This is a genomic window from Micromonospora aridisoli, from assembly GCF_056150025.1.
Genome location: NZ_JAXCFK010000007.1, coordinates 143729 through 158403 on the forward strand (window position 1 = coordinate 143729; position 14675 = coordinate 158403).

General features: G+C 72.4%; 13 protein-coding genes. 6 read left to right on the forward strand and 7 right to left on the reverse strand.

Annotated elements, in window-relative coordinates; translation table 11 throughout:
• Complete coding sequence (locus tag SM447_RS16775) at window positions 1–957, reverse strand: DUF5715 family protein (RefSeq protein WP_474573741.1); 957 nt, start codon at window positions 955–957, stop codon at window positions 1–3.
• 214 nt (window positions 958–1171) lie between these two features.
• Between SM447_RS16775 and SM447_RS16780 the strand changes: the two genes are divergently transcribed.
• Window positions 1172–2023 (forward strand): alpha/beta fold hydrolase, encoded by an 852-nt coding sequence (locus SM447_RS16780; protein ID WP_474573742.1) that lies wholly within the window; start codon window positions 1172–1174, stop codon window positions 2021–2023.
• A gap of 7 nt (window positions 2024–2030) precedes the next feature.
• Here SM447_RS16780 and SM447_RS16785 read toward each other — a convergent pair whose 3' ends face one another.
• From SM447_RS16785 to SM447_RS16795, 3 genes are read right to left on the reverse strand one after another with little or no spacing between them, the layout of a single operon-like run.
• Window positions 2031–2606 carry a TetR/AcrR family transcriptional regulator gene (locus tag SM447_RS16785; protein ID WP_474573743.1) on the reverse strand — a complete coding sequence of 192 codons (576 nt, stop codon included), beginning with the start codon at window positions 2604–2606 and terminating at the stop codon, window positions 2031–2033.
• 57 nt (window positions 2607–2663) lie between these two features.
• Window positions 2664–3269, reverse strand: coding sequence for a response regulator transcription factor (locus tag SM447_RS16790; protein WP_474573744.1), 606 nt, complete (start codon window positions 3267–3269; stop codon window positions 2664–2666).
• Window positions 3266–4423, reverse strand: a complete 1158-nt coding sequence (locus SM447_RS16795) for a sensor histidine kinase (protein WP_474573745.1) — start codon at window positions 4421–4423, stop codon at window positions 3266–3268. Before SM447_RS16795 ends, SM447_RS16790 begins: the two co-directional genes overlap by 4 nt.
• 133 nt (window positions 4424–4556) lie before the next feature.
• Between SM447_RS16795 and SM447_RS16800 the strand changes: the two genes are divergently transcribed.
• Together SM447_RS16800 and SM447_RS16805 are read left to right on the forward strand one after the other, a co-directional pair.
• A complete protein-coding gene (locus SM447_RS16800) occupies window positions 4557–5453 on the forward strand; it encodes a hypothetical protein (protein ID WP_474573746.1) in 897 nt (298 codons plus the stop codon).
• Window positions 5454–5544: 91 nt separating this feature from the next.
• Window positions 5545–7293 carry a DEAD/DEAH box helicase gene (locus SM447_RS16805; protein ID WP_474573747.1) on the forward strand — a complete coding sequence of 583 codons (1749 nt, stop codon included), beginning with the start codon at window positions 5545–5547 and terminating at the stop codon, window positions 7291–7293.
• A 183-nt stretch (window positions 7294–7476) separates the two neighbouring features.
• Here the strand turns inward: SM447_RS16805 and lon are convergent, their stop codons facing one another.
• Window positions 7477–9813, reverse strand: a complete 2337-nt coding sequence (gene lon / locus SM447_RS16810) for an endopeptidase La (RefSeq protein ID WP_474573748.1) — start codon at window positions 9811–9813, stop codon at window positions 7477–7479.
• 262 nt (window positions 9814–10075) lie between these two features.
• On the opposite strand from lon, the gene SM447_RS16815 reads away from it, so the two are divergent.
• Window positions 10076–10423 (forward strand): histone-like nucleoid-structuring protein Lsr2, encoded by a 348-nt coding sequence (locus SM447_RS16815; RefSeq protein ID WP_474573749.1) that lies wholly within the window; start codon window positions 10076–10078, stop codon window positions 10421–10423.
• Between the two features lie 136 nt (window positions 10424–10559).
• Here SM447_RS16815 and SM447_RS16820 read toward each other — a convergent pair whose 3' ends face one another.
• Together SM447_RS16820 and SM447_RS16825 are read right to left on the reverse strand one after the other, a co-directional pair.
• Entirely contained in the window at window positions 10560–11825 is a 1266-nt protein-coding gene (locus SM447_RS16820; protein WP_474573750.1) for a hypothetical protein, read from the reverse strand.
• Window positions 11826–12120: 295 nt separating this feature from the next.
• The gene (locus tag SM447_RS16825) at window positions 12121–12984 is read right to left on the reverse strand and encodes a hypothetical protein (protein ID WP_474573751.1); all 864 of its coding nucleotides are present in this window, start codon (window positions 12982–12984) and stop codon (window positions 12121–12123) included.
• 191 nt (window positions 12985–13175) lie between these two features.
• Here SM447_RS16825 and SM447_RS16830 point away from each other — a divergent pair, with 191 nt between their 5' ends.
• On the forward strand, window positions 13176–13901 hold the full coding sequence (locus SM447_RS16830; protein ID WP_474573752.1) for a helical backbone metal receptor: 726 nt from the start codon (window positions 13176–13178) through the stop codon (window positions 13899–13901).
• A gap of 172 nt (window positions 13902–14073) precedes the next feature.
• The gene (locus SM447_RS16835) at window positions 14074–14646 is read left to right on the forward strand and encodes a hypothetical protein (protein WP_474573753.1); all 573 of its coding nucleotides are present in this window, start codon (window positions 14074–14076) and stop codon (window positions 14644–14646) included.
• Window positions 14647–14675 lie beyond the last annotated feature (29 nt).

The window sequence follows — 14675 nt, forward strand, 5'->3', positions numbered from 1 at the left end:
TCAGATTCCCATCTCGGCTTCGTACGCCCGACGGAGCCGAAGGGCCGCGGCCGGGGCGAGGCAGATGTGCCAGGCCTGGCCCTCGTCGACCACGTTGATCTCGCCCGCCCGCTGCCGGTTCAGCAGCAGCCCGGCCAGGGTCTCGCGCACTCCGAAGCGGTCGAACCAGGCCATCTCCACGTCCGCCGCCCAGCCCAGGCAGTGGCCGCTGGGCACCATCGCGGCGTACCCGAGACGTCGCAACCGGTACTGGTGCTCCGCACTGCGGACGAGGCTGGTCACCCACAGTGGCGGGGTGCCCGCCGGGGTGGCGGCGGCGAACTCACGACCGATGTCGTTGAGCAGCGCGACGACCTCACGGCGGGCCCGGCGGAACAGCAACCCGGCGGTACGCGGGGTGGCGTCGGGCAGCACCCGCCGGCGCAGCGCCCGCACGCCCCGGCCGACGACCGTGCGGGGCTGCTCGGTGTACTGGAACCGCAGCAGGTCCCGGCGCCGCAGCCATTCGAGGTCGACCAGCTCGGCGCTGTGGTTCACCTGGGTGTCGGTGAGGAACGTGGCAGCGTCGCGCCACCACATCACGTCGATGCGCGAGAGCAGGTAGATCCGTACGAGGGCGGCCAGGTCGCTGGCGGAACTGCGCTCGTTCGGCTGGTAGCGGGCCATCTCCAGCAGCAGCGTCTCGCGGGCTCCGATCAGCCCCTGCGAGGTGGCGTCGAGTACCCGCACGATGGCCGGTTCCCGCAACCGCTGGTCGATCAGCACCTGGCGGCCCTTGGCGCTGCCGGCTCCGGCCAGCGCGCCCACCTCGACCAGCAGGTCGGCCACCGCGTCGCGGTAGGCGTCCAGGTCGGGCGGGGCCGCGGCGATCGGGCGTACGACGCCTCGCGGGCGCCGACGCGCCGGAGTGACGGGCGGACCGGGCCGCTGGCCGGGGCTTCGGCTGGGCACTCGCATGATCGGTCCTCTCTGCCGCCGCGATGATCGCCTGTGACAGAACGTAACCACACCGATTCGGATTAGTGCGAGTAATACTCCCGTATCCCCCTAAGGCATGGCAGACCGCGTGAACGGTCGAACGCCGGCACACGGGCGTCCGGACCCGGACGCCCCACCCAGTCGCCGATGTACCATCCGGTACAGACATGGTCTCTCGGCAGGAGGACGGTCGATGCCCACCATCACCCTGACCGCCGGCACGATCGACTACACCGACAGCGGTGGCGACGGTCCGGTGCTGGTGCTGCTGCACGGCGTGAACATGGACGCGAGCCTCTGGCGGCAGGTGGTCGCCGAACTCGGCCCGACCGTTCGTTGCGTGTGCCCGACCCTGCCGCTCGGCAGTCACCGACGTCCGATGGACCGGCCGGAACTGGTCACCCACCGGGGCGTCGCAGCACTCGTCGGGGAGTTGCTCGACGCACTGGACCTGCGCGAGGTGACCCTGGTAGCCAATGACTGGGGTGGCGTCCAGTTCCTCGTCGCCGACGGTCCGACCGACCGGATCGCCGCTCTGGCGCTGGTCGCCTGCGAGGCGTTCGACAACTTTCCGCCCGGAAAGCCGGGCAAGGCGGTGGCGAGAAGCGCGCGGATCCCCGGAATGCTGTGGCTGTCGATGCAGTTTCAGCGGTTCGGCTGGTTCCGCCGAGCACCCGGCGCCTGGGGCTGGATGAGCAAACGCCCCATCCCCCGGGAGATCATGGACGCCTGGTTCCGACCCGCACAGCAGGACCCGGCGATCCGGCGGGACCTGCGCACCTTCGCGCTCTCCACCCCGGCAAAGGACGACCTGCGGGCGCTGACGACCCGGCTGGCCTCGTTCGACCGTCCGGTACTCGTGGTCTGGGCCCGCGAGGACAAGCTGATGCCCCGCTCGCACGGGCCCCGGCTGGCCGCGTTGTTTCCCCACGGCAGGCTGGTCGAGATCGACGACAGCTACACGCTGGTGCCCGAGGACCAGCCACACCGGCTCGCGGCCGAACTGGCCCGGTTCGTCACGACCGAGGTCGCCCCCCGCCCTTGAGGGACAGTCACACGGTCCGGGTCGCGGGCCGCGTGGAGGCCAGGAAGGCCGCCATGGTGGCGTCGGCCGTCGCACGGTCACCGGTCAACGCCAACTCGAACAGCACGCCCCGGGTCATCGCCAGCGCCATCCGCGCCTGAATCCTGGCCTGCGCGGGCGGATGGCCCACGCCCTCGAAGAACCGGCCGAGGCGATCGGTCCAGACCGCGATCCAGGTACGCAGCGCATCCGCCCACGCGTGCCCCTGCATCGCGGCCGCCGACATCTCGAAGAACAGCGGGGCGAACGCCCGGTCGTCGGCCAGCCGTACCCAGAACCGCCACGCACCGTCGTACGGGTCGTCGACCGCCTCGTGCAGCAGCGATTCGAGCAACTCCTGCTGGGACCGCCAGACCGCGTCGACCATGGCGGTGAGCAGCCCCTCCCGGGAGCCGAAGTGGTAGATCAGCATCCGGTGGCTCGTCCCGATCTCCGCGGCGAGCGTACGCAGGCTGGTGTCGCCGACCCCGTGGGCCGCGAAGTACGCGATCACCCGCCGCAGGAGCGCCTCCCGCGGCCCGCTGACCGGCCCGGCGATCGTCACGCCACGAATGCTACGGGCCACCCCGCGCATCCGCCCCGGAGCGTCGCGGTAGGTACCTCACAGCCAGCCGTACTCGCGGGCGACGCGGACCGCCTCGGCGCGGCTGTCCACGGCCAGCTTCTGCACGGCGAGGGCCAGGTAGTTGCGGACCGTGCCGGTCGACAGGTGCGCCCGGCGGGCAATCGAGGCGACCGACGAGCCCTCCTCGGCCAGCCGGAGCGTCTCCAGTTCCCGGGGAGTCAGTGGGCAGGGCGGGATGCTGAGCGCGTCCGCCGCCAGGGCCGGATCCACGTACCGGCCGCCGACGTGCACCCGGCGGATGACATCGGCCAACGCGCCGCCCGGTGCGCCCTTGGGCAGGAAGCCCCGCGCCCCGGCGGACAGCGCTCGGGCCAGGTGCGGCGGACGTCCCTGACCGGTGAGGATGACCACCGCGCACGCCGGTAACGATCGGGCCAGTTCGGCGGCGACCTGAAAGCCGTCGCGGCGGGGCATGGCCAGGTCGACCACCGCCACGTCCGGCCGGTGGGCGAGAGCGGCGCTCACCGCCGCCTCCCCGTCGGCGGCCTGGGCGACGACCGACAGGTCCTCCTCGAGATCGAGCAGCGCGGCCAGGGCGGTGCGGATCAGCTCCTCGTCGTCGGCGAGCAGGACACGGATCATGCGGCGACCGGTACCGTCGCCTCGACGGTGAAGACACCGTCGGCGCACCGGGTGCGTAGCTGTCCACCGGCCTCGGCCAGGCGGTCGGCCAGACCGCGCAGCCCGTGGCTGTGCCGGTCGGGCTCCACGGCAACGGGCGCCCCGTCGTTGGTCACGGTCATCCGCGCCATGTCGTCCTCCCGGGTGAACTCGATCCGGCACCAGCCGGCCCGGCTGTGCCGCAGCACATTGGTGCCGGCCTCGCGGAGCACCGCCGCGAGCTGGGTCGACAGCTCCGGCGGCAGTTCGTCGCCGGGTGGTACGACCGTGCATCGCACCCCGGCCGACCGCAGCACCTCCCCCACCGCGGTGAGCTGCTCGGCCAGGTTGATCCGGCGGTAGCCGTGCACGGTGCGGCGCAGCTCGGTCAGGGCGGTGGCGGCCAGCCGTTGCGCCTCCCCCGCCTCCCGGCCGGCCCGTCCCGGGTCGTTCGCCGCGAGCCGGGCAGCCAGCTCGGACTTGAGGGCGATGACGGTCAGGTGATGCCCGAGCAGATCGTGCACGTCACCGGCGAAGCGCAGCCGCTCCTGCGCGGCGACCAGCCGAGCCTGCGCCTCCCGCCCCTGGTCGGCCTGCACCAGCAGCCGCCAGAACCACACCTGGAAGCCGTTGACCAGCGCGACGCCGGGGCCGACGGTGCCGGTGATCAGCACCGATCGACCGACGGACCCGCCGGTGAGCCCGGCCACCGCCCCGGACACCGCGACGGTGACGAGCGCCGCCGGCAGCACCAGTCGTAACGGTGCGAGCAACGCGATCCCGCCGACGAGCGCCGCGCCGAGCCACGCCCAGGTGGGCCACGCCGCACCGGCGACCGGCGCGACGAGCGGCACGCTGAGCACCGCCGTCCCGGCGTACCCGATCGTCATCCACCGGCGTAGCCCGGCGGGCGGCGCCGGGGTGACCGCGACGTACAGCGCGACCGCCAGTACGAGCGCGAACGCGCCCAGCCCGAGCGCGCCCGCCGCCGCCCGCCAGACGTCCGGTTCCCGGGTCAGCCCGACCGCCGGTAGGAGCAGGGTGGCGGCCATCCCCAGGGCGAGGGATACGAGGGTCGCGGCCCGGGCACGGGACAGGGGCCGCCCGCTGCCCGGCACCGCCGTGTCGGTCACCACGGACGCCAGGGTAGAGCGTGGTACCGCACCGGTGGACCCACCGGTCTGCCCGACCCGACCGGGCGTTTCACCCGACCGACCGGTGACGGTGGGCGGATGGTTGCCGCGCCGGGTTCCCACGAGGCTCGGTCACATGGCAGAGCTGAGACCGACGGTGACGTCGACCGCACCGATTCCCGCCCCCTCCGATCCCACGACGTGCAGCCGACCGGCCGGGTCGCGGCGTACCGGCCGGTTCAGGCCGCTGGCCCGGCATGCGCTGGAGATGGTGCTGGCCATGGTGGCCGGCATGCTGGTCCTCGGACCGGCGCGGGCCGCCCTGGGCACCGCGCTCGGGCTGGCCCCGGCGTCGCCCGGGCTCGGCGCGATCCTGATGGCCACCGACATGAGCATCGGCATGGCGGGCTGGATGGCGTACCGCCGCCACTCGGTCGCCGCGATCGGCGAGATGGTGCTGGCCATGTACGCTCCGGTCCTGCTCCTGGTGGTCGGTCACCGCGCCGGGCTGCTCGACGCGGACCTCATGATGGTCGGCGCCCACCTCCTGATGGTGCCGGCGATGGGGGCGGCGATGCTACGTCGTCGAGCCGAGTACACCCGGCATCCGGGTGCCCCGCCCGCTGCTCGGCATCCGTTGGCGCTGGCGCTGGCGCACCGCTGGCCCGCCGGGCTGGCGCTGCTGATGACTGCCGACAACTGGACCGCGCCGATGACACTGGGGGCGTACACCCTGTTGGTCCTGCCGGCGGGCTACCTGGTGATCGGGACCGTCCGCCGGCAGTGGGGCGTACCGGGCAATCTTCGGCTGCAGCTCGGCGGCCTGGTCGGATGGTCGGCGCTGGCCCTGCTCGCCGCGCTGCTCGGCGGCGCCGCCGGGCAGTGGCTGGTGGCGCTCGGCTGGCTGACCCACGCCGGTTGGGACCTGTTCCACCGCACCCGCCGGGTGGTGCCCCGCGCCTACGCCGAGTTTTGCGCGGTCATCGACGCCGTGCTGGGGATCACCATCATCCTGGCGTTGCTCGCCGGGTGAACGGGCCGAAATCATGTGCGTGGGATGGCCCCACGCACATGTTCCGGTGGTCGCCGCAGCGGGTGGACGGGCGTGATGAAAGGCTTGACCCATGAGTTCCACGCCCGTACCGCCCGACCCGTCCACCGAGCCGCCCGCCTTCACGGATCTCGGGCTGCGGCCCGAACTGCTCGCCGCGCTCGCCGCGCTCGGTTACGAGGAACCCACGCCGATCCAGCGGGAGGCGATCCCGCCGCTGCTGGCCGGGCGGGACCTGCTCGGACAGGCGGCGACGGGTACGGGCAAGACGGCGGCGTTCGCCTTGCCGCTGTTGCAGCGCATGCCGGACGACCGGGCGGGAGCCGACCCGCTGGCGCTGGTGCTGGTGCCGACCCGGGAACTCGCGGTGCAGGTCTCCGAGGCGTTCCACCGCTACGGCAAGGATCTCGGTGCCCGGGTGCTGCCGATCTACGGAGGGCAGCCGATCGGTCGGCAGCTGCGGGCACTGGACGCCGGGGTCGACGTCGTGGTGGCCACCCCCGGCCGCGCCCTGGACCACATCGCCCGGGGCACGCTGCGGCTGGGCAACCTCGCCAGCGTGGTGCTCGACGAGGCCGACGAGATGCTCGACATGGGGTTCGCCGAGGACATCGAGGCGATCCTGGAACACGCCCCCGAGCAGCGGCAGACGTTGCTCTTCTCCGCCACCATGCCGGCGCGGATCGACGGGATGGCGCGGGCGCACCTGACCGATCCGGTGCGCATCCTGATCGCCCGCGAGCAGCCGGTGGCCGGCGAGGCGCCCCGGGTGCGGCAGAGCGCGTACCTGGTGGCGCGGGCGCACAAGCCGGCGGCCCTGGGCCGGGTGCTGGATGTCGAGTCGCCCACGGCGGCGATCGTGTTCTGCCGTAGCCGGGAGGAGGTCGACCGGCTCACCGAGACCATGAACGGCCGCGGCTACCGGGCCGAGGCGCTGCACGGCGGGATGAGTCAGGAGCAGCGGGACCGGGTGATGGGGCGGCTCCGCGCCGGCACCGCGGACCTGCTGGTCGCCACCGACGTGGCGGCCCGTGGCCTCGACGTCGAGCAGCTCAGCCACGTGGTCAACTTCGACGTGCCGTCGGCCCCGGAGTCGTACGTGCACCGCATCGGGCGGGTGGGTCGGGCCGGCCGGGAGGGGGTGGCGATCACCCTGGCGGAGCCCCGGGAGCACCGGATGCTGAAGACCATCGAACGGGTCACCGGGCAGCGGATCACGATCGACAAGATCCCCACGGTCGCCGATCTGCGGACCCGACGGCTGGAGCTGACCCAGGCGGCGCTGCGGGAGAGCCTGCTGGAGGACGACCTGGATCCGTTCCGGGTGATCGTCGAGACGCTCAGCGACGAGTTCGACCTGATGGAGGTGGCGCTCGCCGCGGTGAAGCTGGCCCACGAGGCGACGCTGCCGGGTTCCGACGAGGCCGAGGAGGAGATTCCGCAGGTCGCGGTCCGCCCACCCCGGGATTCCCGGCCGGGGTACGAGGGCCGGGGCGAGCGCCGACCGGCGCGTCCCCGTACCGCTGGCACCACCCAGGTCTTCATCGGCGTGGGCCGGCGGGCCGGGGTACGTCCGCAGGACCTGGTCGGCGCGATCACCGGGGAGACCGGGATCCGCGGCCGCGACATCGGCTCGATCGAGATCGCCGATCGGTTCTCCCTGGTCGAGGTGCCCGTCGCCGTCGCCGACGAGGTCATCGCCGGACTGCGCGGCAGCACCATCAAGGGCCGCAAGGCCACCGTCCGACGCGACCGTGAGGTGCGTCCCGGCGAGGGCCGCTTCGACGGCGGCGACCGTCGCGATCGCCGCGACCGACGCTGAGTTCGGGTAAGGAAGGGCCCCTTGTTAACGCGTGGTGTAGAGAAGGGTGCCCTTCTCTACACAGCGACCAGAAATACGGCAACTGGCGCCACCCCTCAAGGGCAGCGCCAGTTGCCGGACGGGTCTGTTAAGAAGGGGCCCCTGCTCTACCGGAGGCGTTAACAAGGGGCCCTTCCTTGCACCTCACGCGGCGGTGAGGCGCTGGTCGCCCAGCGACGCCGGGTCGATCTCGGCCGGACGCAGGGCCAGGGCGAGTACGTCGGCGACGTCGGCGAGGGTGTGCACGGTCAGCGCCTCGCGGACCTCGGTCGGCAGGTCGTCCAGGTCCGGCTCGTTGCGGGCCGGGATGATCACCTCGGTCAGACCGGCCCGGTGGGCGGCGAGGAGCTTCTGCTTCACCCCGCCGATGGGCAGCACCCGACCGGAGAGGGTCACCTCGCCGGTCATCCCGAACTCGGGGCGCACCGGTCGACCGCTGGCCAGCGACGCCAGGGCGGTGACCATGGTGATGCCGGCACTGGGCCCGTCCTTCGGCACCGCGCCCGCCGGCACGTGCAGGTGGATCCGCCGCCCGGCGAGGGCGTTCGGGTCCAGGCCGAGTCGGCGGCCGTTGGCGCGCAGGTAGGAGAGCGCGATGTGCGCCGACTCCTTCATCACGTCGCCGAGCTGACCGGTGAGGGTCAGCCCCGGCTCGCCCTCCATGCTGGTCGCCTCGATGAACAGCACGTCTCCCCCGGCCCCGGTGACCGCCAGCCCGGTGGCCACGCCCGGCGTCGCGGTACGCTCCGCCGACTCGGGCGTGTGCTTGGGCCGGCCGAGGTAGCGGACCAGGTCGTCGGCGCCGACGCGGACCGGCGTCGGGTCGTCGGCCAGGGCCACGGCCACCTTCCGCATGATCTTCGCGAGAGCACGCTCCAGCTGCCGTACGCCGGCCTCACGGGTGTACTCCCCGGCGATGCGGGCCAGCGCCGCGGCGTCCACGTCGACCTCGTCGACGGTCAGCCCGGCCCGCTCCCGCTGGCGGGGCAGCAGGTGGTCACGGGCGATGGCCACCTTCTCGTCCTCGGTGTACCCGTCCAGGGTGACCAGTTCCATCCGGTCCAGCAACGGGCCGGGGATGGCTTCCACCACGTTGGCGGTGGCCAGGAACAGCACGTCGGACAGGTCCAGGTCGACCTCCAGGTAATGGTCCCGGAAGGTGTGGTTCTGGGCCGGGTCGAGCACCTCCAGCAGGGCGGCGGCCGGGTCGCCGGCGTACCCCACGGAGACCTTGTCCACCTCGTCGAGCAGCACCACCGGGTTCATCGAGCCCGCCTCGCGCAGCGCCCGGACGATGCGACCGGGCAGCGCGCCCACGTAGGTGCGGCGGTGTCCCCGGATCTCGGCCTCGTCCCGGATGCCGCCGAGGGAGACCCGGACGAACGTCCGGCCGAGTGCCCGGGCGACCGACTCGCCGAGGCTGGTCTTGCCGACGCCGGGCGGTCCGGCGAGGGCCAGTACGGCACCGGAGCCGCGACCACCGACCACACCGAGGTCACGCTCGGCGCGTCGGTTGCGCACCGCCAGGTACTCCAGGATGCGGTCCTTGACGTCGGCCAGACCGGCGTGGTCGGCGTCGAGCACGGCCCGCGCCGCGGCCAGGTCGGTGTTGTCCTCGGTACGCGTGCTCCACGGCATCTCCAGCACCGTGTCGAGCCAGGTACGGATCCAGCCCGCCTCCGGGGAGGCGTCGCTGGCCCGCTCCAGCTTGCCGACCTCGCGCAGCGCCGCCTCGCGCACCTTCTCGGGCAGGTCGGCGCCCTCCACGCGGGCCCGGTAGTCGGCCGAGCCGTCCGGGGCGTCCTCACCGAGTTCCTTGCGGATCGCGGCGAGTTGCTGACGCAGCAGGAACTCCCGCTGCGACTTCTCCAGCCCTTCGCGGACGTCGGAGTTGATCTGCTCGGTGACCTCCTGCTCGGCCAGGTGGTCACGCACCCAGCCGACGAGCAGTTCCAGCCGGGCCGTGACGTCCGGCGCGGCCAGTAGTTCGGTCTTCTGCGCCAGGCTGAGCCAGGGCGCGTAGCCGGCCGAGTCGGCCAGCTCGGAGAGGTCGGTCATCCGTTCCATCGCGTCGATGACCTGCCAGGCACCACGTTGCTGGAGCACCGAGGTCATCAACGCGCGGTACTCGCGGGCGAGTTCACGGGCCCGGCCGGCCGGGGCGGGTTCATCGATCTCGGTCGCCTCGACCCAGAGGGCCGCGCCGGGACCGGGCACACCGGAGCCGATCCGGGCCCGGTTCAGGCCACGGATGACGGCCGCGGGCTCGCCGCTGGGCAGCCGCCCGACCTTCTCGATCGTGGCGATCGCGCCGACGGAGCCGTACTCGCCGTCCAGGCGCGGCACGGCGAGCAGCTTGCGGTCGCCGGTGGCTCGGGCCGCGTCGACCGCGGCCTGGGTGGTCGGGTCGAGGGTCACCGGGATGACCATGCCGGGCAGCAGTACGGCGTCGGCCAGTGGAAGTACCGGAAGAGTTGCCATCGAACACCTGCTATCGCATCGAGTTGAGCGTGTCTGGCTCAAGTCGGAGCGGCCGCCGGTTGTTCCTCGGTGTGACCCAGCACACGGCCGACCCGGCGCGGTGGAGCCGAATCGGCTCGCGCCCACACCCGGCAGATCCAGAATCGGGGATTTCGACGACACGCAAAACGCGAGTCGCCGCAGGGCGCACTATTGTTGCGCAATTGCCGGACGATCAGTCAAACTTTGAGCACACCCCGCCAGACACAGGGAGTAATCGACGATGGCCAAAAAAGTAATCACGGTGCTGACTGACGACCTCGACGGCGGAAAGGCCGACCGGACGGTCGAGTTCAGCCTGGATGGCGTGGCGTACACCATCGACGTTTCCGACGAGAACGCGGGCGTCCTGCGCAAGGCGCTGGACCCTTTTATCGATGCCGGCCGGCGACTCGGCCGTGGTGGCCCCGACACTGGCCGTAGTCCGCGTCGCGGCAGCGGTTCGGGCACTCCGGGAATGAACCGGGAGCAGAACCGCGCCGTCCGCGAATGGGCCGTCCGGAACGGCTACAAGATTTCTGAGCGGGGCCGCATCCCGGTCGAGGTGGTCGAGGCGTACAAGAACCGCTGAGCAGCGGGAATGGCACTCTGGCGCGGATAGGTCACGGCATACACCGACTTCCCAACGTGCTGCGGGGCCGTCCGGACAATTCCCGGACGGCCCCGCGTGCCTGGACGTCAGCTCTCGGCCTCAGCCCTCCGCGTCGTCAGTTGACCTGGATCCGCACCGCGTCGAACGCGGGGGTCTGGTTGGCCCGCTCCGACATCGGGATACGGTGCGATCCGTCACCGGCCCAGACCGCGCACTGCGCGATACCGGAGTCCGGCAGACCCGGGATCTGAATGGTCACCTCGTCCGGCTGCGAGCCGCCGCCGCCGTCCTCGGTGGCGACGAAGAAGGCCGGCACCGGCTCCGGCGCCGGTGCCTCGTTCGTGTTGTTCAGCATCCGGCAGGCGGTGTGGAAGTGGCCGCGCGTCAGGCCCTGCTCGTTGAGCAGCGAGCTCTCCAGGTAGTAGCCGCCCTGACCGGCCGGCAGGAACCGGTCCCGGACCAGGTTGCGGGTGCTGACCCGGATCGAGAAGCCCTCGTTGCGGTTGATCTGCTGCGGGAAGTCGGTGATGAGTAGCGACGGGTTGTTGGCGGCCGAGCCGACCTCGCCGAACGCGGTGCTGATGCAGCGGTTGCCGTTCTGGAAGCCGTCGTGCGCCTGCAGCTGGCTGTTGTTGCAGTTGTTCGCCAGCACGTCGAGGCCGTTGTTGCCGCCGTTGTTACCGCCGTTGTTACCGCCGTTGTTACCGCCGTTGTTACCACCGTCGTTGCCGTCGTCGTCGCCATCGTTGGTGTTGTCGACCGGCTGCACCTGGCAGGTGGCGAGGTTGGCGAGACCGCGCGGCCGAGGGCCGAACCGGTCGATGGCGATCGTGATCCGGTTGAGGGTCGCGCGACGCTGGCTGGCCAGCGGGGCGAGGATGGCGTTACGGATGAACTCCTGGCCCTGGTTGCCCTCCGCGGCGAGCCGCTGGTCCGCCTGGGTGATCTGGGTCTGCAGGGCGTTGAGGTTGCGGTCCACCTCGGCCCGGGCTCGGTCGGGCACCTGCGGGAGCCGACTCACCACGTCCGGACAGGCCACTGCGAGGGTCCCGGTGGTCGCACCGTCGGTGCCGTTGCGGGTCTCCTGGCACTCCTCCACGGTCTGCTGCCCGTCACCCCAGTGATTGACCACCCAGCGGCCGTTCTGCCAGGTGCGGGTGGTGGTCGCACCGCGAGCGGTCGGCGCGGTGGCACCGGGGCTCGGGGCGACACATTCGGCCGCCACCGGCCGCGTCTGCTGGTTCGGCCGTCGGTCACCGGCCGACGAGATCTGGGTCACGGCGACGACGCCGCCGAAGACAGCGAGCGTGGCGCCAGCGGCCAGAAGTCGCTTGGTCCGCGCGTTACCGGATGGTCGGCGCGACCGGGTTGACCTGCGCATCGAATTGCTCTCCTTCTCGATCCGGTACCTGATTCGTGACTCGACGGACCGAACGGAATCGTGGTGGCACGCTCGACGGGGACCGCCTGAACGCGCCGGTGGCACGTCGACGAACGACGATGCCCTTTCCGCACCGTCTCCCGCGCCTGCCGGTGCGGGTTGGGGAGATCCTGTCCATTCCCGGTGAGGTACGGGCGCGCTTCGGCGGCGGTTCAAAGGCCGCGAACTTTTTTTCGATGTTTCTTTCCGCGCGCGGCCGGTCACCGTCCGCCCTCGGCGGTTGCTCAGGACCCGGTCACTCCGCGCAGAGGTGGTCGTAGGCGAAGCCGTCGGTGAGTTCGCCGCGTCGGTCCCGTAGCCGCCGAATGCCGGCGAGCAGTTCGCGGCGCGGCACCAGCGACGGCACGCCGGCCCCGATCGTCCGCAGCCGTTCGCCGACCGCGACGACGGCCAGGTCCTCGGCGAGCCGGGCCGGGTCGATGCCGCAGGAGAGGCCGTGCGTCTGCACGAGCACGCGTTCCACCAGGACGTCGCCCGGTCGCACCTCCGCCCAGCTCCACCCCTCGGCCGGTCCTCGCGTCCAGCGCACGTGCAGCCCGCGCAGGATCGGGTCGGCCAGCCGACCCGCCACGTAAGCCTCGACGGCCTCGGTCCGGGCGAGTGCGCCGAGGTCGTTGACCGCGCCCTCGCGGCCGTCGGGCAGCCGGCCGACGATGTCGCGGAACCCGACGGTCGTCTCGTCCAGCTCGGCGGCGGCACCGGCGGCGTACCGGCGGGCGTCGAGGACGTACCCGACGACCCGCGGCCCGTGCCCGGCGGCGTCCAAGGTGGCGGAGACGAGGCGCAGCAGGGGTAGACCGATCGCGGCGGCGACGGCCTCCGTGGTCCGCTCGGCCCGCCGGGCGGCGGCGTCGGCCGACGGGGGCCGGAATTCGACGGCGAACTCGGGCCGTCCGGTCGGCACGGAGCAGACCACATGGTCCAGCATGGTCCGGCTGGCCGTGTTCCACTGGCTGGCGGTGAGACCGGGTGGACGACGGCGGACGAGTTCGCCCAGGCGCAGCCCGACGTGCACCCGCTGCTCCCCACGGACCAGCACGGGACCGCGCCCGGCGCCCTCCGGCACCGGCGACAGCCAGCGGTCGTGCTCACCGCTCATCGTCGTATCCACCGCACCTCTTCACACTCTCCCGCGGGTCCCGGCGCCGCAGGCCGGACGACGCCGCGGGCGCCGTACGGCGCCGGTCGACGAGGCTCCGCCCGCCCAACGGCCGAGTCTAGGATGACGATCATGCCGGCGGGTCGCCGGTGACGGACCGTGGGTACCGGCCGGACCGAGGAGGTGGACGGGTGCGGGTCGTGTCGCTGGTGCCGTCGCTGACCGAGGCGGTGGCGGTCACCCTTCCCGAGCTGCTGGTCGGAGCCACCGACTGGTGCACCCACCCGACGGACCTGGACGTGCCGAGGGTGGGCGGCACCAAGTACCCGGACCTGGACCGGATCCGCGCGCTCCGGCCCGATCTGGTCCTGCTCAACGTCGAGGAGAACCGGCGCGCGGACGCCAGCGCCCTGGCCGCCATGGGCATACCCGTCCGGCTGACCTACCCGCGCACCGTGGACGGTGCGCTGACCGAGCTTGCCGACCTGCTCCGCGACCTGGGCGCGGCGGCCGAACCGCACTGGCTGACGGCGGCCCGGCGGGCCTGGGCCACGCTGGCGGACCCGCCAGCTCCCCGGCGGGCGGTGGTGCCGGTCTGGCGCCGGCCCTGGGTGGTGCTCGGCACCGACACCTTCGCCGGGGACCTGCTGCGCCGGCTGGGTGTCGCCAACCTCTACGCCGAGCAGCCGGAGCGGTATCCGCGGCCCAGCCTCCAACACCTGCGGGACCAGGCACCGGACCTGGTCGTGCTGCCGGACGAGCCGTACCGCTTCACTCCCGACGACGGTCCCGAGGCGTTCCCCGGAGTTCCGTGCGCCCTGGTGTCCGGCCGGCACCTGACCTGGTACGGCCCGTCGCTGGCCGAAGCTCCCGCGCTGCTGACCGCCCAGCTCGCCGACCCGGTCGTCGCCCGCTGAGGCCTGCCCGGGGCTCGTGTCTCGGCGTCAGGGCCCCGGGTGGTCGGTGGTCCCGACGAACACGGGTCCAAGGTCCCGCCCGGTACCTGCCCGCCGGCCCTGATCGACACCTGGTCCGCAGGCGTCCAATAGAAGTGCCACCGGGACACGCGGTGCGAAGCAGAGAAGGGACGTGGACGTTATGACCGCGATGATGGAGCGGAACACCGCCGCCGCCAAGACCCCGGTGACCGAGACCAACCGGGACCAGACCCTCCGGACGCGGGCGACCCGCTACCTGCTCGCCGGGCTCCGCCTGGCGCTGGGCTGGGTCTTCCTCTGGGCCTTCCTGGACAAGATGTTCGGCCTGGGCTTCGCCACCGAGGCGAAGAACGCCTGGATCAACGGGGGCAGCCCGACCAAGGGCTTCCTCACCTACGGTGCCGCCGGCCCGTTCCAGGGCTTCTACAACGGCATCGCCGGAGCCGCCTGGGCCGACTGGCTCTTCATGATCGGTCTGGCCGCCATCGGTACGGCACTGCTGGTCGGCATCGGGGTGCGGGTCGCCGCCGCGGCCGGCGGTCTGCTGCTGGTGCTCATGTGGACGGCCGTCCTGCCTCCGGCGAACAACCCCTTCATGGACGACCACCTCGTGTACGCCGGTGTGCTGGCCCTGCTCGCGGTGACCAACGCCGGTGACACCTGGGGCCTGGGCCGCACCTGGGCGCGGCTGCCGATCGTCCAGCGGTTCGGCTGGCTCCGCTGACCCGGATCACCTCCCCCCGCGCGGCGGGC